Below are 21717 nucleotides of genomic sequence, written 5' to 3' on the forward strand. Positions count from 1 at the left end.
AAGGAGCAGCCAGATGCGGGAGACCGGTCACAGCGGGCCCGGGGCCGGGACGGTGCGTGCCGCGAGGGCCGGGGACGAGGCGGCGCTCGACCGGCTGCTCGCCGAGAGCCTGCCCCTCGTCTACAACGTCGTGGGGCGCGCGCTCAACGGGCACAGCGACGTCGACGACGTCGTGCAGGAGACACTGCTCCGCGTCGTGCGCGCCCTGCCCCAACTGCGGGACGAACACGCGTACCGCTCCTGGCTCATGGCGATCACGGTGCGGCGCATCCGCGACAGGGAGCGGGCCCTGCGCGCGGCGGGGCAGCACCTCGCCGACTGGGAGAGCGCCGCCGACGTACCCGATCCCGCCGCGGACTTCGTGGGCCTGACGGTGCTGCGGCTCGGTCTCACCGACCAGCGCAGGGAGATCGCCGAGGCGACCCGCTGGCTCGACGGCGACGACCGCGCGCTGCTCGCGCTGTGGTGGCTGGAGGAGACGGGCGAGCTGGAGCGTGCCGAACTCGCCGACGCGCTCGGCGTCTCGCGGCGCCACGCCGCGGTACGGGTGCAGCGCATGAAGGAGCAGATGGAGACGGCGCGCACCGTCGTGCACGCGCTCGCGCTGCGCGGCGAGTGCGCGGAACTCGACGGGGTGCTCGGCGGCTGGGACGGGACGCCCTCGCCGCTGTGGCGCAAGCGGATCGCGCGGCACGTGCGCGGCTGCGCGCGCTGCGGCGAGGGGCGCAGGCTCCTGCCGATGGATCGCCTGCTCGCGGGCCTGCCGCTGCTGCTCCCCGCCGCGCACGCGCCGCAGTTGCCCGGGTACGGGGCGGGGGGCACCGCGCCCGCACCCGCGCACACTCCCGTGGACCACCCCCACGCCCCCGCGGGCTCCCACTCCCCCGCCGCCCCCGCGGCGGGCCCGCGCACCGCGCCGCGCTCCCCCCGGCGGGGCGGTGCGCACCGGGGTCCGCGCACGGCGGCGCGGCTGTTCCACGGCCCCGTCGGGATCGGCGCGGCGGCCGTGGCCGTGGCCGCCGCCGTCGCGACGCCCCTCCTCCTGGGCGGGGGCGAGAAGCCGGCCGACGAGGCGGTGCGGGTCGCGGACGCGCCGCTCTCCGCTCCCGGGACGCCCGCACCGTCGACATCGTCGCCCAGCCCGTCACCCACCCCCTCCCCTTCGGCGAGCCCCACGCCCTCGCCCCGTACCCCCGCGCGGAAGAGCCCCGCCCCCACGAAGCGGGAGACGACACCGGCGCGTACCCCGGAGACCGCCGTCGTCGCCTCGGACCGCAAGGGCGTCGGGGTGTGGGACGCGCCCGGCGACGAGCGGGGGCTCGCCGCCTCGGGGGCGCGCTGGTACTACACGTGGTCGGCGAGTCCGCGCGGGATCGTGGACTCGGGCGCGCCCGGCTTCGTCCCGATGATCTGGGGCGAGAAGAACACGGACGCCGCGACCCTCGCGACGGCGCGCGCGAACGGTCCGTACCTCCTCGGCTTCAACGAGCCGGACATGGACGGGCAGGCGAACCTGTCCGTCGAGCGGGCCCTCGCTCTGTGGCCGAAGCTCATGGAGCACGGCAAGATCCTCGGCAGCCCGGCCGTCGCCTACGGCGGGGACACCCCCGGGGGCTGGCTCGACCGCTTCATGACGGGGGCGCGGGAGCGCGGCTACCGCGTCGACTTCGTCGCGGTGCACTGGTACGGGGGCGACTTCCGCACCGAGGCGGCGGTCCAGCAGCTGAAGTCCTACCTGGAGGCGGTGCACCGCAGGTACGGGAAACCGGTGTGGCTCACGGAGTTCGCGCTCACGGACTTCTCGCAGGGCGTCCGCTTCCCCGCCCCGGCCGAGCAGGCGGCGTTCCTCTCCTCCGCGACGAGGATGCTCGACACCCTGCCCTGGCTCCAGCGCTACGCCTGGTTCGGGCTCCCCTCCGCCGCCGGGGAGGCGAACACCGGTCTCTACCGCCCGGACGGCTCCTGGACGGAGGCGGGGGAGGCGTTCCGCACGGCCAGGTGAGGGGGCGGCGCGCGCTCTCAGGCGGGCGGACCCGCCTCCTCGTGCGCCCGTGTCACCACCTCCGCCACGTCCGATCCCGCCCGCAGCAGTGCCAGCATGCGCGTGCCCAGGTGGTCGAGGCGGGCCGACAGGAGACGGGCGGCCTCCTCGGCCCCGTCGAAGCGGTCCAGCGCCGCGAGGAGTTCACGCACGCGCGGGATGCCGTGGCCGGCGGCGCGCAGGACGGCGACGACGCGGGCGGCCCGGATCGCGGGCTGGGGGTAGCGGCGGGCGCCGTGGGAGGTGACGCGGTCCGGGGTGAGCAGTCCCTCCTGTTCCCAGAAGCGGAGGGTGGAGGGGCGCACGCCCAGGGCGGCGGCGAGCTGGGTGATCGTCATGGCGTCGTCGTCGGGGTCCGTGCCCTCCGCGCGGAGGGCACGGACCGCTTCCAGGGCGCGCAGCGTCTCCTCGCGGGCGCGGGCGAGATCCGCGTGCGCCGCGCCGACGGCCGCCGCCGCCTCGGCGAACGGCGCGGTGCGGGCCTCGGCGAGGAGGCGGCGGGCCGCGACGGGGCCGAGGGCGTGGGCGAGGTTCCGGTAGGCGCGCAGGGCGTGGATGTGGACCTCGGACCACTCGCGGTAGCCGTTCGCGGCGCGCGGTGCGGGCGGCAGCACACCGAGTCGTTCCAGGTCACGGACCTGCTGGAACGAGTAGCCCGAGCGGCGGACCAGCTCGGCGGTGCGCAGCGGCGCCGCGTTCTTCATCGGGGAACCCCACAGAAGCACTCGAAGGTCATGCTCGAACCATGAGTATCGAGCACATCCTCGCGGCCGTGCGCCGCCTCGACGGCGCCCTCGTCGTCGTAGCGGGCCCCGACAGCGGCATCCCGCCGCTCGCCCACGGCGACGCCTTCTTCTTCCACGCGCCGGACGGCCACGTCCCCGCCCGCACCCAGCCCTACGGCACGGTCATCACCAAGGACTATCCGGGCGACACCTCCTCACGCCTCGACGCCCCCGGGCGCCACCGCGTCAACGTGCACGCGGGCCGCCTCGCGACGCGCCGTCACGCTCCCGCCGGCCCCGCCGACCCCGCCGCCACCGACGTCTTCTTCCCGCACCCGCTCTACGGGGCGCAGGGCTGGCTCAGCGTCGTGAACCCCGGCCCCCGCACCACGGACACCCTCCTCGGGCTCCTCCGCACGGCCCACGCGGCGGCACGCGCCCGGCACGAGCGCCGCGCCGGACCGCGCTAGCCGACGCCTCACCCGGCCGCCGTGAAACCGTCCGCACCAGGAGAGCGGTGTCACATCCACCTCTTATTGAGTCCGACTCACTAAGAGGTACGGTGGTCGCATGAACGCCAAGGAGGACACTCCGGACCCGGACCGTACCGTCCGGCCGGTACGGCGTCGGCTCGGCGCGGACGAGCGCCGGGCCGCGCTGCTCGAAGCGGCCCACGCCGCCTTCCGCACCCGGGCGTACACCGAGGTCTCCGTGGCCGAGATCGCACACGCCGCCGGGGCTTCGGAGGCCCTCGCGCACCGCTACTTCGGCAGCAAGTCCGGGCTGTACGCCGCGATGGTCACCGACGGACTGCGCGAACTGCTCGCCCGCGACGCGGCGTGCGACGCGGACCTCGGCCCGGAGCAGGACGGCTGGGCCAGGCTGCGCGCGAGCCTGCGGGTCTACCTCGGCTTCATCGCCGAGGGCGCCAACGGCTGGGCCACGCTCCTGCGCGCCCCCGGCTCCGTACCGCCCGAGGCGCTCGCCGAGCGCGACCGGGGCAGGGCCGTCTTCCACGAGCGCGTGACGACGCGCCTCGGCCTCGACGCCGATGACCCCGCCGTGCGCCTCGTCGTGGACGGCTATCTCGCCTACGTGGACAACGCCTGTCTGCGCTGGTGGGAGGCCGGCCGCCCCGAGGAGCTGCGGAGCCCGCTGGTCGAGAGCGCCGTGGGCGCGCTCGCCGGGGCCCTGGCCGCGCTCGGCTCCCCACCCCGCCCCTAGCCCCGCCCCGGACCCCCGGGACTTCGCCCCCCCCAGAACCCGCGACGGTTCTCCCGCACATCAGGACAGGTGATCGGCATGCTCGCCGGACGACTTCACATCCCCTCCCGCACCCTCGCCGTCAAGGAGGTGCCCACCCCCGAGCCCGCCGCAGGTGAGGTACTCGTCAAGGTCGAGGCCGCAGGTGTCTGCCTCTCCGACGCGCACCTCGTCGACGGCACGCTCACACCGCTCTACCTCACCGGCGACGAGGTGACGCTGGGGCACGAGGTGTCCGGCACCGTCGCGAAGCTCGGCGCGGGCGTGACCGGCTGGGAGCCGGGGCAGCGCGTGCTGCTCCAGGCCGGTGAGCACCGCGACGGCGCCGTGTGGACGCGCGGCGTCGACTACGACGGCGGCTGGGCCGAGTACACCGTGGCCACCGCGGAGACGCTGCTCGCCCTCCCCGACACCCTCTCCTTCGAGGAGGCGGCGATCATCCCCGACGCGGTCTCCACGCCGTGGGCCGCGATCACCACGACGGGCCAGGTGCGCCCGGCGCAGCCGGTCGGCGTGTGGGGCGTCGGCGGCCTCGGCGCGCACGGCGTGCAGCTCCTGCGCGCGATCGGCGCGGCGCCCGTCATCGCCGTGGACCCCTCGCCCGAGGCCCGCGAGCGGGCCCTCGCCTTCGGCGCTGACCTCGCACTCGACGCGGCCGACCCCGAGCTGCGGCAGAAGATCCGCACCGAGACGCGCGGCGCCGGTCTCGCCGCCGCCTTCGACTTCGCCGGTGTCCCCGCCGTGCGCGAGCAGGCCATCACGTGCCTCGCGCCCGGCGGCCGCCTCGTCCTGGTGGGCCTCACCAACAAGCCCCTCACGATCCCCGACGGCACCGCCTTCAGCTACTTCCAGCAGCAGATCCTGGGCCACTACGGCTCCTCGGACGCCCACGTCGACCAGCTCGTGCGGCTCGCCGCGCGCGGCCGGCTCGACTTCGCGCGCTCGATCAGCGAGGTCCTGCCGCTGAGCGAGGCCCCGAAGGCCGTCGACCGCCTGCTCCACAAGACCGGCGGCCCCGCCCCGGTGCGGCTCGTCCTGAAGCCGTGACGTCCACGGCGGTACGGGCGTGACGCGGGCCCGGTGCGTGGGGGACGGCACGCACCGGGCCCGTGGCGTGCCCGTACGCGTACGCGTACCGGCCACCACCCGTACCGGCCCGAGGGCCTGCCGGGACCGGCTGCCTACTGGCCGACCCGACCCGGCTTGAGCACCTGCGTGTACAGCACCCTGCCGCCCTCCTCGCGGAGCCGGACCGTCAGCTCTCCGGAGTGCCCGTCGATGCTCACCTCGCCGTAGTTCGGCGGGAGTTCGGCCGGGGAGACGTTGGCGCGCGTGGGCGCCTTGAGGAAGGTCTGGCGGGGCCCGAAGGTGCCGTCGAGCGGAACGCTCGGGAAGCCGCCCGCCGAGAGCGGCCCCGAGACGAACTCCCAGAACGGCGCGAAGTCCTTGAAGGCGGCCCGCTCCGGGGCGTAGTGCTGCGCGGAGGTGTAGTGCACGTCCGCGGTGAGCCACAGCGTGCCCGTGATGCGGGAGTGCTTGATGTGGCGCAGGAGTTCGGCGATCTGGAGTTCGCGGCCGAGCGGGGCGCCGGGATCGCCCTGGGACACGGCCTCGAAGTCGGTCTCGCCGTCCGCGACGACGAGACCGAGCGGCATATCGGCGGCGATGACCTTCCACACGGCCCGCGAGCGCGACAACTCACGCTTGAGCCACTTCAGCTGGTGCGCGCCGAGGATGCCCTGCGGGTCGTCGACCTGGCGGTTGCGCGAGTTGGGGTCGCGGTAGGTGCGCATGTCGAGGACGAACACGTCGAGCAGCGGGCCGTGCCGCATGACCCGGTGCACGCGTCCGTCGGGGTCGCCGGGCGCGAGCGTGCTGAGCGGGAAGTACTCGGAGAAGGCGCGGCGGGCGCGGGCGGCGAGGACGTCGACCCGCTTCTCGGTGTAGAGCGGGTCGTCGAGGATCTGGCCCGGGTACCAGTTGTTGCGCACCTCGTGGTCGTCCCACTGCGTGATCTGCGGGACCTGGGCGTTGAAGCGGCGCAGGTGGGCGTCCAGGAGGTTGTAGCGGAAGGCGCCCCGGTACTCGTCGAGCGTCTGCGCGACGGAGGACTTCGCCTCCGTCGTGAGGTTGCGCCACACCGTGCCGTCCGGGAGCGTCACGCTGGGCGCGATCGGCCCGTCCGCGTAGATCGTGTCGCCGCTGCACAGGAAGAAGTCCGGGTCCAGGCGCGCCATCTCGTCGTACACGCGCCAGCCGCCCCGGTCGGGGTTGATGCCCCAGCCCTGGCCCGCGATGTCCCCCGACCACAGGAAGCGCACGCCCGCCGAGCGGCGCGCGGGGACGGTGCGGAAGGTGCCGGTCACGGGGCGGGAGGCGCGGCGCGGGTCGTCCGGGTCGGCGAGCGTGACGCGGTAGTGGATCTGCTCGCCCGGCGGGAGCCCGTGCAGGGCCGTCGTGCCGGTGAAGTCGGTGCCTGGCCCGAGGAGCGGGCCGCGCCAGCGGCGGGCGCCCCGGAAGGACTCGGTCGCTGCCGTCTCGACCGTCATGACGGCCGGGCGGTCGCTGCGGGCCCAGATCACCCCGGAGCGCTCCCCGACGTCCCCGGCCTGCACGCCCCAGTCGGCCGAGGGCCGCCCCGACCAGGCACGCGCGGGCCCCGCGGCGCGTGCGTTCCCGGCGGTGAACGCGGGAACGGCGAGCCCCGCGCCCGCGAGGGCGGCCCCGGCGAGGAGGGATCTGCGCGCCGGGCGGGGGGACGCCGGTGCGTCGGCGTCGGGTGCGCCGGAAGCGGTGTTCGGGCGGACGGCATCGCTCATCGCTTTTGCTCCTCCTCGGGGCGGCCTGTCACTACGGGCCGCAGTGTGCCCGGCGCCGCCCCCACGGGCGCCGGGGCGTGCGGGGGAACGGAGGATGAACTTCTCCCGGGGAGGACGTGCGCGCGGACGGAGGGCGGGAGAGCGGGACGGAGGACGGGGACGAAGGGGCGGGGCGCGGACGCGTTGCCGAGCGCGGGGGCGGACGCGTTGCCGGGCGCGGGGCGGGGGGCGCCCGCGCGAGAACGGGGCGTCAGGCCGTCAGGTGCCGTACGTGCAGGTGGCCGTCGCGCGGGAAGGCGGGAGGGAAGGCGGGCAGGACCCGGCTGAAGGCGTATCCGCTCTTCTCCGCGACGCGGCACGAGGCGGTGTTGTCCTCCTGGTGGAGCAGGTGAAGACGGGTCAGGCCGCGTGTCGCGAAGGCCCACCCGGTGACGGCTTCGACGGCGCGCGGGGCGACCGCCCTGCCGCGCGCGGCGCGCGTCGTCCAGTAGCCCACCTCGGCCTGCGGCGGGGCGAGGTCCTTGAGCAGCACGTGTCCCACGAGGCGCTCCCCCGCTCCGTCCCGTTCCAGGATCGCGAAGCCGAACCGGTCCTCGCGCTCCCACCCCTCCTCCTGCGTCCGCAGCCACGCGGGCAGCGCGGCGGCGTCGTGGGGTCCGGTGGACAGGTCCTCGTACGGGCACACCTCGGCCAGCGCGGCGGCGTCCGCCGCCGACCAGGGGCGCAGGCGCAGGGCGGGGGCCGTGGCGGTCGCAGGGGCGGTGAGTACGGGCATGACGAGGAGCCTACGGGGCCGTCGGCCTTCGGGCCGTCGGGAGGGGCGGCGCGGTTTCCGGCCACGAGCGCGCGGGCCCGTCAGTGCTCCGGTGGCCCGTCCGGGACGAGCAGCCGGTCCACCGCCCGCCCGAAGACCGCGGCGGCGACGCCTCGTGTCAGCGGGTCCGCCGCGCGCGGGAGCCCGCGCAGCCCCAGATCCTCCGTCCAGCGGACCCGGCACCCCGCGGGGAGCGGCAGGACATCGATGAGCGCCCAGCCCGTGAAGACCCGCCCGCGCTTGTCGAGGCGGCACGTCCCCGGGGTGTCCCCCCGCGGGGGCCGCCACACGGTGACCTCCATCGGGTCGTCGAAGCCGAAGCGGCCGACACGGGTCCTGGCGACGAAGACCGTGCCGAGCCCGCCGCCCGGGGGTCCGCTCCTGACCCGTACCGCGGTGAGCGGGGCGACGCGCCCGTGCCGGTGCCAGTCGGTGAGCAGGTCCCAGACGCGTGCCGCCGGGAGCGGGCTGCCACGCTCGATCACGAAGAGAGCCAAGAGATGCCTTTCCCGGAGAATAGCGAGCAGATCGGTGTGTTCCGGATCGGAACGATACTTAACCGATCAGTCACAAAGCGTTCGTTGTCGCGCAACACCCGTGCCCAAAGCTGAGCGCATGAACACTGAGACCCCTGTGCGCGAAGCGGCCCCGCGCCCCCGCCACTGGCGCCGCGAACTCGTCGAACTCGCCGCGCTCTTCACCGCCGTCGCCGTCGCCGACGCGGTCGCCAACACCGTCGCGCACGGGCCAGGGGGCCCCGAACTGCTGATCACCTCGGCGGTGCTGCTCGCGGCGACGGCCGCTTTCCACGTGTGGTGGTCACGCCGCCACGGACACGCCCCTCCCCCGCTCGATACCGGTACCGGTACCGAGGGCGACAGCGGTACCGGTACGGAGCCGGACGCCCGGGAGCAGCCCGGCGCGACCGTCCTGTGGCGCATGCGCACCACGGTCCGCGACGAGCCCGGCTCGCTCGCCGCGCTGTGCGGGGCGCTCGCGGGGCACCGCGTCGACATCCTCAGCCTCCAGACCCACCCGCTCGCCGAGGGCACCGTGGACGAGTTCTCGCTGCGCGCCCCGGCAAGCCTGGAGGCGAGCGCGCTGACCCGCGCGGTCGCCGCGGCGGGCGGCAGCGGTACGTGGATCGAGCGGGCCGACGCCCACGACCTCGTCGACCCGCCCGCGCGCATCCTGCACCTCGCCACGCGCACCGCGCTCGACCCCGCCGAACTCCCCCTCGCGCTGCGCGAACTGCTCGGCCGCTGCGCGATCCGCTCCCTGCCCGCGGGGAAGGCGGCACAGGGCGCGGAGGGCATCCACGACGGCGAGGGCGGTCCCGGCACCGTCCTGCGCCTGCACACCCCCGAAGGAGACGTCGTCACCGCCGAACGGGCCTACCTGCCCTTCACGCCCACCGAGTTCGCCCGCGCCCGCGCGCTCCTCGCGCTCGACGCGCGCCTCGGCCCCCGGCTCCCCGGCGGTGCCGAGGTCTACACGCTGCCGCGCGGCGAGGCCGTCACGGTCGAGCGCGCCGGGCAGGGCGATCTCGACGAGGCGAAGGAACTCCACGCCCGCTGCTCCCCCGCGACGCTCGCCCGCCGCTACCACGGCCCGGTGCGCGACGCGGACCGCTACCTCGCGCACCTGCTCAGCCCCCGGCACGGCCGCACCCTCGCGGCACGGACCGCGTCCGGGCGTCTCGTGGCGCTCGGGCACCTGCTGTGGGACGGCGAGGAGACCGAGATCGCGCTGCTCGTGGAGGACTCCTGGCAGCGCAAGGGCGTCGGCTCGCGGCTCCTGGAACGGCTCGTCGCGATGGCCGCCGACGCCGGGGCCGACAGCGTGTACGCGGTGACGCAGGCCTCCAACACCGGCATGGTCTCCGCGATGCGGGGCCTCGGGCTGCCGCTCGACTACCAGATCGAGGAAGGCACGCTCGTGATCACGGCGCGCCTGACGGGGTACGTGCCGGAGCGCGCCCCGGTGCGGGACACGGTGGCCGAGGGGCGCCGCAACGCCTGAGTCCGCACCGGCGGAGAACCCGCGTCGCGGGAGCGGTGCACCCGCCCGCGCCGCCGCGAAAACGGGCCCGGGGCGCCTCCGTCCCCGGCCCGTTTTCTGGCACGAACGGGCGCTTTCACCCCGTACCTTTCGGCAAGCCGTCCGGAAACCGGACACCCCAGGGCCCGCCATCCGGATGACACCGCCCGCCGTCAGGTACCAAGATGAGCCCCATGCCAGAGACCAAGACCCCGCTCCCCCGCGAGGTCGCCGACGCCTACGTCGACGACCTCGTCGCCCTCGACCCGATCACCGGTACGTACCTCGGTGTCGCCGAGAGCGCCACGCGGCTGCCCGACTTCTCCCCCACCGGGGCCGAGGCCTTCGCCGCGCTCGCCCGTACCACCCTGGACCGGCTCGCCGAGGCCGAGCGGGCGCCGGGCGCCGACAGCGACATCGAGCGGCGCTGCGCCCGCCTGCTCCGCGAGCGCCTCACCGCCGAACTCGCCGTCCACGAGGCGGGCGAGCACCTGCGCACCGTCGGCAACATGAACACCCCCGCCCACCCGGTGCGGGACATCTTCACGCTGATGCCGACCGCGACCGAGGAGGACTGGCGGGCGATCGCCGCGCGCCTGCGCGCGGTCCCCGCGGCCCTTGAGGGCTACCAGGAGTCGCTCGCGCTCGGCCTGGAGCGCGACCTGCCCGCGCAGCCCGAGCCGACCGCGACCTTCGTCGAGCAGCTCACCGAGTGGGCGGGCGAGGGCCGCGGCTGGTTCGACGACTTCGTCGCCGCGGGCCCGGAGGCGCTGCGCGCCGAGCTGGACGAGGCCGCGCGCGGCGCCACGGCCGCCGTCGCCGCGCTGCGGGACTGGGTGCGCGACGAGTACGCGCCCGAGATCGCCGACGCCCCGGCCGTCGTGGGCCGCGAGCGCTACGCGCGCTGGGCCAGGAACTTCAACGGCGCCGACCTGGACCTGGACGAGGCGTACGCGTACGGCTGGTCGGAGTTCCACCGGCTGCTCGCCGAGATGCGCGCCGAGGCCGAGAAGGTGCTGCCCGGCGCCGCGACCCCGTGGGTCGCGCTCGCGCACCTCGACGAGCACGGCACTCGTATCGAGGGCGTCGAGGAGACCCGCCAGTGGCTCCAGGGCCTCATGGACGAGGCCATCGAGCAGCTCGACGGCACCCACTTCGAACTGGCCGACCGGGTCCGCGAGGTCGAGGCGTGCATCGCCCCCGCGGGGAGCGCGGCGGCCCCGTACTACACGGAGCCGTCCGAGGACTTCTCGCGCCCGGGCCGTACGTGGCTGCCCACGATGGGCGAGACGAGCTTCCCCGTCTACGACCTGACGTCGACCTGGTACCACGAGGGTGTCCCGGGGCACCACCTCCAGCTCGCGCAGTGGACGCACGTCGCCGACACCCTCTCGCGCTACCAGGCCGGGATCGGCATGGTCTCGGCGAACGTCGAGGGCTGGGCGCTGTACGCCGAGCGGCTCATGGACGAGCTGGGCTACCTCGACACGCCCGAGAAGCGCCTCGGCTACCTCGACGCGCAGATGATGCGCGCGGTCCGCGTCATCATCGACATCGGCATGCACCTGGAACTGGAGATCCCGGCGGACTCGCCCTTCCACCCGGGCGAGCGCTGGACCCCGGCCCTCGCGCACGAGTTCTTCGCCGCGCACAGCAGCCGCCCGGCCGCTTTCGTCGCGAGCGAGATGATCCGCTACCTGTCGATGCCGGGCCAGGCCATCGGCTACAAGCTCGGCGAGCGCGCCTGGCTCACGGGCCGCGCCAACGCCCAGAAGGCGCACGGCGATTCCTTCGACGCGAAGAAGTGGCACATGGCCGCGCTCTCGCAGGGCTCGCTGGGTCTCGACGACCTGGTCGAGGAGCTGTCGCGGCTCTGAGCGACGCGGGAAACGGGGGCGGGAACCCACGGGGTTCCCGCCCCCGTGCCGTGCGGCCCCGCGGGTCAGCAGCCGCAGTCGTCCGCGGCGAGCGGGGCCGTCAGGCGGTCGGCGGGGTCGCGGCGCGTCACGGCGGGCGCCGTCCCTGTCTCGTACGGGAAGCCCTCGCGCACCCAGTACTCGAAGCCGCCCATCAACTCCTTGACCCGATAGCCCTGTTCGGCGAGGACGAGGGCCGCGCGGCGCGCGCCGTCGCAGCCGGGACCCCAGCAGTGCACGACGACGGGGACCGCGGGATCGAGCCCGTGGGCGCCCGCGGCGAGGACCGCCGTGGGCAGGTGGCGGGCGCCCGGGATGCGGCCCTGGGCCCAGGCGGCGTCGGAGCGGGTGTCGACGAGGACGACACCGGGGTCGCCTCCGTCGGCGAGCGCGGCGGCCAGGTCGGAGACGTCGGCGGCGTGCGCGAGGAGGGTGCGGAAGTGGGCGGCTGCCGCGGCGGGTTCGGCGAAGGCGCCGAGCAGGGTGGTGGGGTGCATGGGAGAAACGGTACGAAGCGGGGGCGGGCACTCACAGGGGCGATCCCCGGCCTTTCCTGGCGACGACCAGGGAATCCCTGGTATACCCGCCCCATGACCACGCATTCCCCTTCACCCCACTCCCCCGACGCGACGGACTGGCGCCTTCTCGACGCGCTCCAGCGGGACGGGCGCGCCTCGTTCGCCGAGCTGGCGCGCGAGGTCGCGATGTCGCCGAGCGCGGTGACCGAGCGGGTGCGGCGCCTGGAGGAGGCGGGGTACGTGCGCGGGTACACGGCGGTGCTCGACCCGGAGCGGCTCGGACTCACGGTGCTCGCCTTCGTACGCCTTCGCTATCCCACGACGAACTACAAGCCGTTCCACGACCTCATGGCCGTCATGCCGCAGGTGCTCGAAGCGCACCACGTGACGGGTGAGGACTGCTTCCTCCTGAAGGTCGCCGCGCGCTCGATGCGGGACCTGGAGACGCAGGTGGGGCGGATCGGTACGCTCGGCGCCGTGACGACGAACGTCGTGTACTCCTCGCCGCTCCCCGGCCGGGCGCTGCGCGCCCCCGAGGACTGAGCGCCCAGCCGGGGCTGCGGCTACAGCCCCCGCTCCCTTACCGTCGAGCCCGCGCGCCCCTTCACGACCTCCAGTTGCGCGGGCACGCGGCGGCGCAGTTCGCCGACGTGGCTCACGATGCCGACGCAGCGCTCGCGCTCGCGCAGTCCGTCGAGCACGTCCATGACCTCGTCGAGTGTCTGTTCATCGAGGCTCCCGAAGCCCTCGTCGATGAACAGCGTGTCGAGCCGCACCCCACCCGCCTCGTCGGTGACGACGTCGGCGAGGCCGAGCGCGAGGGCGAGCGAGACGTAGAAGGTCTCGCCGCCCGACAGACTCGCCGTGTCGCGCTCGCGCCCGGTCCAGGCGTCGATGACGTGCAGGCCGAGCCCGGAGAGCTTGCCCCGGCCCGCGCGGTCGTCGGAGTGGACGAGCGTGTAGCGGCCCTGCGACATACGGGCCAGGCGCGCCGACGCCGCGGCGGCGATCTGCTCCAGGCGCGCGGCGAGCACGTACGACTCCAGGCGCATCTTCCGTTCGTTGCGTTTCGCGCTGCCGGAGGCGAGGTCGGCGAGCCCGCCCACGAGGGCGTGTTCGGCGCGCAGCGGGCCGAGCGCGCGGACCCGGTCGGCGAGGAGGGCGGAGAGGCTCGTGAGCGCGGTGGTGCGGGAGCGCGCCGCGTCGAGCGCGGAGGCGGCGGCACGAGCGGCGGCCTCCGCGGCGCGGGCGGCCTCGGCGGCCTCATCGGGCTGGGCGGGCGGCCGGGCGGCGGCCTCGGCGACGGCGTGCTCGGCGAGCGCGACGGCGAGGGTGTGGGCCTCGCGCGCGTGGGCATCGGTGCGTTCCCGCAGCTGCCTGGCCTCCCCCTCGGGGAGCCTCGCCGCCGCCGCACGCTCCGGGGTGTCGAAGCGGGCGGCGAAGGCGGCGTCGGCAAGGCGCGCGTCGGCCTCCTTGAGCCGGTCGGCCGTGGCACCGGCGGCACGTACCGCGTCGGCGGCCTCGGCGAGGAGCCCGGCGAGCCCTTCGAGGTGACGGGCGCGCGCGGCCACGCTCGCGAAGCCGCCGCGTGCCTCGGCGGCCTCCGCCCGCAGCCGGGTCTCCTCGGCGTCGAGCGCTTCGCGGGCGCTGGTACGGGCGGCGCTCCGTGTGGCCGCCGCCTCGCGCGCCGCCGTACGGCGTGCGTGCTCCCGCTCGGCGCGTTCCTCGGCTGCCAGGGCCTCGGGGAGACGGGCGGCCCGGGCGCGCGCGGCGGTGAGTTCGCGGTCGAGCGCGGCCTTCTCGGCGACGAGGGCGGCGAGGGGGGTGTCGCCCGCGGCCTCCGCCGCGGCGTCGCGCTGCGCGGCGAGCGTCCTGGCGCGGGTCGTGGCCTCGTTGGCCGCCGCGTCCGCGCGGCGGTAGGCGGCCTCGGCCGCGTCCTCGGTGGCGCGGTCGACGTGGCGGGCGCCGAGCGGGGTCGGGGCGGGGTGCTCGGTCGCCCCGCACACGGCGCAGGGGGAGCCGGGGGTGAGCTGGGCCGCGAGTTCCGCCGCGATGCCGTCGAGGCGGGCCTCGCGCGCGTCGAGCCAGGCGGCGCGGCACTCGTCGCGGCGGGCGCGGGCCGCCGCCTCGGCGGTCGCGGCCCGCGTGTGCCCGGCGGTGAGTTCCTCGTACCGGTGCGCGGCGGTGAGGCGGCGCGCCACGGGCTCGGTGCGCCCCGCGAGTTCGGCGGCGCGGGTCGCCGCGTCGCGCGCGGCGGCGACGCGGGCACGCAGCTCCGCGCGGCGTCCCGGCCAGGCGTCGAGCCACTGTTCGTCCTCGGCGCGTGCCTGGGCGTCGGCGCGGTCCTCGCGGTCGATGGCCTCCCGTTCCCTCACGAGGTCCTGGAGGCGTTCCTCGGCGCGGCGGGCCGAGGCGAGCGCGCCGCGTGTCTCGTCCTGGCGCCTGGCGGCATCGGCGAGCGCGGCCGCGTCGGCTTCGGCGTGCTCGGGCGGCAGGGCCGCGCGCAGCCGGTCTTCGGCGGCGAGCGCCTCGGCGTGGGCCGTGGCCGCGGCGTCGCGCTGGGCGAGCGCGGGGGCGACGGTCTCGGCGCGGCGCGCGGTGTCGAGGCGGTCCAGCGCGGCGCGGTGCGCGGGCTCGCGCGCGGCGAGGGCGTCGGCGCGGGCGCGGGCATCGGCGTGGCGGCGCTGGAGCGCGGCGAGTTCGCGGACGCTGTCGAGGGCGGCCGCCGCGGCGTGGTGCGCGGCCTCGGCGCCCGCGTGGCGCAGGCGCGCGATGTCGAGGAGTTCCCTGGCGTGCGCGCGGGCGAGCGCGGCGTGCGCGAGGACGAACCCGGGCAGCGCGGGGTCCCCCGCGCCCGGCGGGTCGTCGGGGGCCTCGTCACGGGGCAGCGCTGCGGCCTGGCCGATGCGGTGGTGGAGGGCGAGCAGCTCGCTGTCGGCGGACTGCACGGCCTCGTCCGTCCCGGCCTTGCGCTCGCGCAGGTGTCCCTCGATGGCGAAGAAGCGCCGCGTGTCGAAGAGCTGGCGCAGCAGGAGCGCGCGGTCGGCCGTGTCGGCGCCGAGGAAGCGGGCGAACTGGCCCTGCGGGAGGAGGACGACCTGGCAGAACTGCTCGCTGTTGAGGCCGAGGAGCTGCTTGATCTCCTCGCCGATCTCCTGGTGGGTGCGGCTCAGCCCGGTCCAGCCGTGCGCCGGGTCGTGGGCGCGCAGCGTGGTCAGGGCCTTGTCGGTCGTGGTGCCTGTGCCGCGCTTCTTGGCCCGTACGAACGGCGGCTGCCTGGTGATCTCCAGGCGGCGGCCGGCGACGGTGAAGTCGAGCGTGACGGAGGTACGGGTGGCCGGGGCCGCGTGGTCGCTGCGCAGTTTCTCGCCCTGCGCCGAGACGCCCTGGCGGTTGCCGGGGACCACTCCGTAGAGCGCGTAGCAGACGGCGTCGAGCAGCGACGTCTTGCCCGCGCCCGTCGCCCCGTGCAGGAGGAAGAGCCCGGCGTCGGCGAGGCGGTCGAAGTCGACGGTCTGGGTCCCGGCGAAGGGCCCGAAGGCGGTGAGGGTGAGGCGGTGCAGTCTCATCGGCCAGCCTCCGTGGCCTGCGTCTCGCGGCGCACGGCGTCGACGGCGGCGCGCAGCACGGCGCGTTCCTCCGCGCTGGGGGCCTCGCCCCGCACGTGTGTCACGAAGTCCTCGGCGATCTCGTGGTCGGCACGCCCCTGGAGCCTGCGCGCGTAGCTGCGCCCGTCGGGCTCGGGCGGCCGCTCGGGCGCGAAGACGAGGCTGAGCAGGTGCGGGAAGCGGGCGGAGAGCCGCGCCATCGGCTCCTCGGGCCGTACGGGGTCGGTGAGTGTCGCCTCGATCCACGCGTTCTCGTGCGGGGTGTGCGCGGGGTCGGCGAGCAGTTCTTCGAGCGTGCCGCGCAGGCGGGCCAGCGGGCGCGGTACGGGGCAGTCGACGCGCTCGGCGGTGACGCCGCCCGCGCCGTCCAGGTCGATCAGCCACATGCTCTTGCGGTGGTTCGCCTCGGAGAAGGAGTACGCGAGCGGGGAGCCCGAGTAGCGCAGCCGCTCGCCGAGCGCCTGGCTGCCGTGGAGGTGACCGAGTGCGACGTAGTCGATGCCGTCGAAGAGCGCGGCGGGTACGGCGCTGACGCCGCCCACGGTGATGTCGCGCTCGCTGTCGCTGGGGGCGCCGCCGGTGACGAAGGCGTGCGCGAGGACGACGGAGCGGGTGCCTGCGGGGCGGGTCGCGAGGTCGGCCCGGACCCGGTCGAGGGCGGCCCCGAGGACGCCCTCATGGTCGGCGGGCGCCGCGAACTCGTCCTTGACGAGGCCGGGTTCGAGGTAGGGCAGCCCGTAGAAGGCGACCTCGCCGTGCGCGTCGGACAGGACGACGGGTTCGCCGCACTCGGCGGGCCTGGTGCGCAGATGGACCCCGGCGGTGCCGAGCAGCCCGGCGCCGACGCCGAGGCGGCGCGCGGAGTCGTGGTTCCCGGAGATCAGCACGGTGGGCACGCCGAGCGCGGCGAGCCGGTGCAGCGCCTGGTCGTACAGCTCGACGGCGGGCAGCGAGGGCACCGCGCGGTCGTAGACGTCCCCGGCCACGACGACGGCCTCGACCTCACGCTCCCGTACGGTCGCCACGAGGTGATCGAGGAAGGCGGCCTGCGCGTCGAGCAGCGAGACCCGGTGCAGGGATCGCCCGAGGTGCCAGTCGGAGGTGTGCAGAATCCTCAACGCGCTCCCTCCGCCCGCCCGCTCACTCGCACATCACCCCGCGCACCGCTCCCGCCGCACCCGGCGGCCACCTGAGACCTCACGCCCGACAGTCTGCCACCCGGCGGGGAGCGGCTTGCGCGGAGTTGCCGATTGCGACCCTTTCACGCCATACACACCGCTTTGACCGGGCCGCCGTGTCGTCGGCTCTTCGGCAGCGCCGCCCTCACGGGGAAGGACGTCGGCCGCGCCGGTTCCGCGCGCCCCCGCGGCCGGTTACGCGCGCCCCCGCGTGCGCGCACTCCCCTTCGCGTCCGTCCCGCCCGTGCGGGCTCGCGGCTCGGCGTCCGTCGCCAAGGGCCGCGCGAAATACGTGCCGACACCATGTGATCTTGCGCCGGAGAGCGGCTTCCCGACAGGGTGCCGGCATGGCCACTCCTCCTTCGCCCACCTTCGTCCTCGTCCACGGCGCCTTCGCCAACTCCTTCTCGTTCGCTCCCCTTCAGCGGGAACTCGCCCTGCGCGGGCAGCGCTCGCTCGCGGTGGACCTGCCGGGGCACGGCTTCGGTGCGACGTTCCCGCCCGGGTACCAGACGCCGCAGGACGCGGCGGCGCTCGCGAGCGCGCCGGGCGTGATCAAGGGGGTGACGCTCGCGGACAACGCGGCGCACCTCGTCGGGGTGCTGGAGCGGGTACGGGAGCACGGGCCCGTCGTCCTCGTCGCGCACAGCAGGGGCGGAGCGACCGTGACCGCCGTCGCGAACGCGCGGCCGGACCTCGTCGACCTGCTCGTGTACGTGTCCGCGTGGTGCCCCGTGGACCTGCCGGTCGGCGACTACTACGGCGAGCCGGAGATGGCGGGCGTCGACCCCGCCGCGTTCGCCCCCGCGGTCGTGGCCGACCCGGCCGCGCTCGGCGTGCTGCGCGTCAACTTCCGTACGGCGGACCCGGTCGCGCTCGACGCCTTCCGGTCGGCCTTCGGCGCGGATCTCACCGAGGACGAGCTGCTCGGCTTCCTCAGCACCTTCCAGCCCGACGAGGGCCTGGACGCGGGCACGCCGGACGACCGGGCCCAGGCCGCCACGTGGGGAACGGTCCCCCGTGCCTTCGTCCGCCTGGTGGCGGACGCGAGCATCCCCCTCGCGATGCAGGACCGCTTGATCCGCGAGGCGGACAGGCTGACGCCCGGGAACCCGACGAAGGTCCGCACCCTCCCCGGCAGCCACCTCCACTGGCTCGTCCACCCGGCCGGCGCCGCGACGGTACTGACGGAGCTGGTCGCGGGCGCGGCCCACGAGGAAACGGCCTGACGGACGACGCATCCGCCCCCGGCCACCGCCCCGGGCCCACGCACCGACCGGACCACCCGGCACCCGCCCGCTTCCGCCCCCTCTCCCGTCCAGCCACCGCCCCCTCACGCGTCCAGCCGCCGCCCCCTCACGCGTCCGGGTGCGCCAGCCCCAAGTGCTCCCGGAGCGTCGTGCCCTCGTACTCGCGGCGGAACACGCCTCGTTCCTGGAGGAGCGGGACGACCTGGGCCGCGAAGGCGTCGAGGCCGCCGGGGCTCACGTGCGGGGCGAGGATGAAGCCGTCGGCCGCCTCGTGCTGGACGAGATGGTTGATCGTCGCCGCGATGGTCGCCGCCGAGCCGATGAAGGTCTGGCGGGCGGTGATGTCGATGACGAGTTCACGGATGGAGAGGTTCTTCGCCTCGGCGCGCTCGCGCAGTTCGCGGGCGATCTCGCGGGGGTCGCGGTGGTGGCGCGTGGTGGAGCGGCCCTGCGCGAGGGTGTGTTCGCCGGGGACGGGGTCGATGTCGGGGAGCGGGCCCTCGGGGTCGTAGGCGGAGAGGTCCGTGTTCCACACGTGTTCGAGGTGGCGCAGCGCCGTCTGGCCGCTCACCTGCTTCAGCCGTATCTCGTGGGCGAGTTCGCGGGCCTCCGCGTCGGTGTCGGCGAGCGCGAAGGTCGCCGCGGGCAGGATGAGGAGCTGCTCGGGGGTGCGACCGTGGCGGGCGAGGCGCCCCTTGACGTCACGGTAGAAGGCCTGGCCCGCCTCCAGCGTGTCGTGGCGGCTGAAGATGGCGTCGGCTCCGGCCGCGGCGAACTCGCGGCCCTCCTCGGAGTCACCCGCCTGGAAGATGACCGGCCGCCCCTGGGGGCTGCGGGGCACGTTGAACTGGCCCTGAATGTCGAACTGTTCGCCGTGGTGCGCGAAGGCCCCCGCTCGCGCGGTGCGCAGGAAGGTGCCGCTCTGCGGGTCCGCGGCGATCTCGTCGCCCCGCCAGGAGTCGAAGAGTTCGTGCGCGGTCGCGAGGAACTCCTTGGCGCGCGCGTAGCGTTGGTCGCGCGGCAGGAAACCGCCGCGCCGGAAGTTCTCGCCGGTGAACGCGTCCCAGGAGGTGACGACGTTCCACGCGGCACGCCCGGCGGAGAGGTGGTCGAGGCTCGCGAACTGGCGGGCCACCTCGTAGGGCTCGTTGAAGGTGGAGTTGATGGTCCCGGTGAGCCCGACGTGCGTCGTGACGGCGGCGAGCGCGGCGAGGACCGTGAAGGTGTCCGGGCGGCCCACGACGTCCAAGTCGTAGATCTTCCCCGCCTGTTCACGCAGCCGCAGGCCCTCGGCGAGGAAGAGGAAGTCGAACTTGGCGCGCTCGGCGGTCTCGGCGAAGTGGACGAAGGAGTCGAAGTCGATGTGGCTGCCGGATTCCGGGTCGCTCCACACGGTGGTGTTGTTGACGCCGGGGAAGTGGGCCGCCAGGTGAATCTGCTTGAGCGGTGCGCTCATGGAAGGGTTCCTCTCCGGGGCAGGCGTCAGGCGCTCGCGTAGCGGTTGGCCGGGTGGGCGTCGAGACCGAGGTGGCCGCGCAGGGTCGTGGCGGTGTAGGCGGTGCGGAAGGCGCCGCGCCGCTGGAGTTCGGGGACGAGTCCGCGGGTGATGCCGCGCAGGTCGTGGCCGAGCACGGCGGGGCGCAGGCGGTAGCCGGTGAGTCCTGCGGACTGCCAGTCGGTGAGGAGGTCGGCGAGTTCGGCGGGGGTGCCCGCGAAGATCTCGGCGTCGCTCGTGTACGGCTCTCCGGCCAGCTCGTCGAGCGCGGCGAGCCGTTCGGCCGCGCGGCCCGGCTCCTCGTCGACGAGGACGACCAGGTCGCCGAAGACGTGCGGGGGTTCGCCCGCGCGCCCGGCGGCCTCCCGCTCCGTACGGATCTCCTCGACGATCGCGCGCGCGTCGTCCGCGCTGTGCGGGGTGACGTAGCCGAGGTCGGCGGAGCGGGCGACGAGGCGGTAGGGGATGGTCTGGTGGGCGAGGGCGGTGACGAGCGGCTGCCCCTGCGGGGGGCGCGGCGTGATGGACGGGCCCTTGACGGCGAAGTGCGGGCCCGCGAAGTCGATGTAGTGGAGCTTGTCGCGGTCGATGAAGCGCCCGGTGGCGGCGTCGCGGATCTCGGCGTCGTCCTCCCAGCTGTCCCACAGGCGGCGCAGTACCTCGGCGTAGTCGGCGGCCTCGTCGAACAGCCCGGAGACGAGGGCCTGCCCGGCGGGGGACCGGAGTTCGCCGAGGGTGAGCGGTGCGAGGGTGCGGCGCCCGAAGTGCCCGTACTCCTGTGGGCGGGCGGAGACCTGTAGCCGTATCCCCGCGCGTCCCTTGCTGACGTGGTCGAGCGTGGCGATCGCCTTGGAGAGGTGGAAGGGCTCGGTGTGCGTGACGACGGCGGTCGGTACGAGGCCGAGGTGCCGCGTGAGCGGGGCGACGCGGGCCGCGGTGAGGACGGCGTCGAGGCGGCCGCGCACCTGGTCCGTGCGGTCGTCGGGCCCGTCGAGCCGGCTGGACTGGAGCGAGAGCGCGTCCTCGAAGGTGGCGAAGTCGAGCAGGCCGGCCTCGGCCTCGCGCACGAGGTCCGCCCAGTAGGCGGCGGTGAACAACTCCCCCGGCCTGGCGCCCTGTTCACGCCAGGCGGCGGGATGCCAGCCGGCCCCGTCGAGGGCGACGGCGAGGTGGAGCGGAGGTGTGTCGGACATGCTGGGGCCCTTCCGGTCGGGGTGGGACGGCGGTACGGGGCGAGCGAGGCGGTACGGGGCGGGGCGCCCGCGAGGGGCGCCCCCGGGGGCGGCCGGTCAGGCCGCCCCCGCCCGCTCAGTGCGCCTCGGGCGTGCGGACCGCGAGGAACGTCGTGCGCCTGCGCAGCGTGAAGCCGATCGACTCGTACAGCCGGATGGCGTTCGTGTTGCTCGCGGCCGCGTGCAGGAACGGCGTCTCGCCGCGTTCCCTGATGCCGTGCGCGACGGCCCGTACGAGCCGCGTGGCGAGGCCCTTCCCGCGGAAGTCGGGGTCGGTGCACACGGCGCTGATCTCGGTCCACCCCGGCGGGTGCAGCCGCTCGCCTGCGAGGGCGACCAGGCGGCCGCCCTCGCGGATGCCGAGGTAGGTGCCGAGCGTCACGGTGCGCTCCTTGAAGGGGCCGGGCTTGGTGCGCGAGACGAGGTCGAGCACCTCCTCGGTGTGCTCCGTGCCGAGCCGGACCGCCTCGGGGGCGGGCTCGGAGCGCAGCGAGGTGGCGACGAGCTGGACGCCCTGGCCGCGCTCCAGGACCTCCCAGTCCTCGGGCGCCCCGGGCGCGCCGTTGACGAGGGCGACCGTGCCGGGGCCGAGGAGTTTCGCGAGGTCCGCCCAGGCCGCGGGGTCCTCGGGGTCGGCGAGCGCGGTGAAGGCGGCGACGTCGCCCGGGTAGCGTGCCGCGCCGCCGAGGCGCTCGGCGAAGACGGCGTGGGGCCCGGTGAGGGAGGCCCAGGCGGGGTTGTCGAGGAGGTGTGGGCTCGCGGGGACGGGCGAGGGGGCCGGCTGGACGCTGGTGGCCATGACGCGGTTCTGCTCCTGA

General features: G+C 75.4%; 18 protein-coding genes. 8 read left to right on the plus strand and 10 right to left on the minus strand.

What is annotated here, in order from left to right; translation table 11 throughout:
• Positions 1-13: 13 nt before the first annotated feature.
• The gene (locus ACQYWQ_RS02420; protein WP_431032208.1) at positions 14-2002 is read left to right on the plus strand and encodes a sigma-70 family RNA polymerase sigma factor; all 1989 of its coding nucleotides are present in this window, start codon (positions 14-16) and stop codon (positions 2000-2002) included.
• Between the two features lie 17 nt (positions 2003-2019).
• On the opposite strand, the gene ACQYWQ_RS02425 is transcribed toward ACQYWQ_RS02420, so the two are convergent.
• On the minus strand, positions 2020-2745 hold the full coding sequence (locus tag ACQYWQ_RS02425; RefSeq protein WP_431032209.1) for a MerR family transcriptional regulator: 726 nt from the start codon (positions 2743-2745) through the stop codon (positions 2020-2022).
• 41 nt (positions 2746-2786) lie between these two features.
• Here ACQYWQ_RS02425 and ACQYWQ_RS02430 point away from each other — a divergent pair, with 41 nt between their 5' ends.
• The 3 genes from ACQYWQ_RS02430 to ACQYWQ_RS02440 all read left to right on the plus strand — a co-directional run bounded on the left by ACQYWQ_RS02430 (position 2787) and on the right by ACQYWQ_RS02440 (position 5076).
• On the plus strand, positions 2787-3236 hold the full coding sequence (locus ACQYWQ_RS02430; protein WP_431032210.1) for a DUF6194 family protein: 450 nt from the start codon (positions 2787-2789) through the stop codon (positions 3234-3236).
• Positions 3237-3336: 100 nt separating this feature from the next.
• Positions 3337-3990, plus strand: coding sequence for a TetR/AcrR family transcriptional regulator (locus ACQYWQ_RS02435; protein ID WP_431032211.1), 654 nt, complete (start codon positions 3337-3339; stop codon positions 3988-3990).
• Between the two features lie 78 nt (positions 3991-4068).
• Positions 4069-5076 (plus strand): zinc-binding dehydrogenase, encoded by a 1008-nt coding sequence (locus ACQYWQ_RS02440; protein WP_431032212.1) that lies wholly within the window; start codon positions 4069-4071, stop codon positions 5074-5076.
• A 134-nt stretch (positions 5077-5210) separates the two neighbouring features.
• On the opposite strand, the gene ACQYWQ_RS02445 is transcribed toward ACQYWQ_RS02440, so the two are convergent.
• The 3 genes from ACQYWQ_RS02445 to ACQYWQ_RS02455 all read right to left on the minus strand — a co-directional run bounded on the left by ACQYWQ_RS02445 (position 5211) and on the right by ACQYWQ_RS02455 (position 8159).
• On the minus strand, positions 5211-6848 hold the full coding sequence (locus ACQYWQ_RS02445; protein ID WP_431032213.1) for an alkaline phosphatase D family protein: 1638 nt from the start codon (positions 6846-6848) through the stop codon (positions 5211-5213).
• Between the two features lie 250 nt (positions 6849-7098).
• Positions 7099-7623: a GNAT family N-acetyltransferase gene (locus ACQYWQ_RS02450; protein WP_431032214.1), complete on the minus strand. Its 525-nt coding sequence runs from the start codon at positions 7621-7623 to the stop codon at positions 7099-7101.
• Positions 7624-7703: 80 nt separating this feature from the next.
• Positions 7704-8159 carry an SRPBCC family protein gene (locus ACQYWQ_RS02455; RefSeq protein WP_431032215.1) on the minus strand — a complete coding sequence of 152 codons (456 nt, stop codon included), beginning with the start codon at positions 8157-8159 and terminating at the stop codon, positions 7704-7706.
• A gap of 118 nt (positions 8160-8277) precedes the next feature.
• Between ACQYWQ_RS02455 and ACQYWQ_RS02460 the strand changes: the two genes are divergently transcribed.
• Complete coding sequence (locus ACQYWQ_RS02460) at positions 8278-9684, plus strand: GNAT family N-acetyltransferase (protein WP_431032216.1); 1407 nt, start codon at positions 8278-8280, stop codon at positions 9682-9684.
• A 212-nt stretch (positions 9685-9896) separates the two neighbouring features.
• Positions 9897-11579: a DUF885 domain-containing protein gene (locus tag ACQYWQ_RS02465; RefSeq protein ID WP_431032217.1), complete on the plus strand. Its 1683-nt coding sequence runs from the start codon at positions 9897-9899 to the stop codon at positions 11577-11579.
• Between the two features lie 65 nt (positions 11580-11644).
• Here the strand turns inward: ACQYWQ_RS02465 and ACQYWQ_RS02470 are convergent, their stop codons facing one another.
• A complete protein-coding gene (locus ACQYWQ_RS02470) occupies positions 11645-12115 on the minus strand; it encodes a rhodanese-like domain-containing protein (protein ID WP_431032218.1) in 471 nt (156 codons plus the stop codon).
• A gap of 93 nt (positions 12116-12208) precedes the next feature.
• On the opposite strand from ACQYWQ_RS02470, the gene ACQYWQ_RS02475 reads away from it, so the two are divergent.
• Positions 12209-12679 (plus strand): Lrp/AsnC family transcriptional regulator, encoded by a 471-nt coding sequence (locus ACQYWQ_RS02475; RefSeq protein WP_431032219.1) that lies wholly within the window; start codon positions 12209-12211, stop codon positions 12677-12679.
• Between the two features lie 20 nt (positions 12680-12699).
• Here the strand turns inward: ACQYWQ_RS02475 and ACQYWQ_RS02480 are convergent, their stop codons facing one another.
• Both ACQYWQ_RS02480 and ACQYWQ_RS02485 read right to left on the minus strand, forming a co-directional pair.
• Complete coding sequence (locus ACQYWQ_RS02480) at positions 12700-15705, minus strand: AAA family ATPase (RefSeq protein ID WP_431032220.1); 3006 nt, start codon at positions 15703-15705, stop codon at positions 12700-12702.
• The gene (locus tag ACQYWQ_RS02485) at positions 15702-16862 is read right to left on the minus strand and encodes an exonuclease SbcCD subunit D (RefSeq protein ID WP_431032221.1); all 1161 of its coding nucleotides are present in this window, start codon (positions 16860-16862) and stop codon (positions 15702-15704) included. Before ACQYWQ_RS02485 ends, ACQYWQ_RS02480 begins: the two co-directional genes overlap by 4 nt.
• A gap of 407 nt (positions 16863-17269) precedes the next feature.
• Between ACQYWQ_RS02485 and ACQYWQ_RS02490 the strand changes: the two genes are divergently transcribed.
• Positions 17270-18151, plus strand: coding sequence for an alpha/beta hydrolase (locus ACQYWQ_RS02490; RefSeq protein WP_431032222.1), 882 nt, complete (start codon positions 17270-17272; stop codon positions 18149-18151).
• A gap of 127 nt (positions 18152-18278) precedes the next feature.
• Here ACQYWQ_RS02490 and ACQYWQ_RS02495 read toward each other — a convergent pair whose 3' ends face one another.
• From ACQYWQ_RS02495 to ACQYWQ_RS02505, 3 genes are all read right to left on the minus strand, one after another.
• Positions 18279-19628, minus strand: a complete 1350-nt coding sequence (locus ACQYWQ_RS02495) for an NtaA/DmoA family FMN-dependent monooxygenase (protein ID WP_431032223.1) — start codon at positions 19626-19628, stop codon at positions 18279-18281.
• A gap of 26 nt (positions 19629-19654) precedes the next feature.
• Complete coding sequence (locus ACQYWQ_RS02500; protein ID WP_431032224.1) at positions 19655-20860, minus strand: LLM class flavin-dependent oxidoreductase; 1206 nt, start codon at positions 20858-20860, stop codon at positions 19655-19657.
• Between the two features lie 115 nt (positions 20861-20975).
• Positions 20976-21698, minus strand: coding sequence for a GNAT family N-acetyltransferase (locus ACQYWQ_RS02505; protein ID WP_431032225.1), 723 nt, complete (start codon positions 21696-21698; stop codon positions 20976-20978).
• Between the last annotated feature and the right edge of the window lie 19 nt (positions 21699-21717).

This window comes from Streptomyces sp. P6-2-1, assembly GCF_050613165.1.
GTDB lineage: Bacteria > Actinomycetota > Actinomycetes > Streptomycetales > Streptomycetaceae > Streptomyces.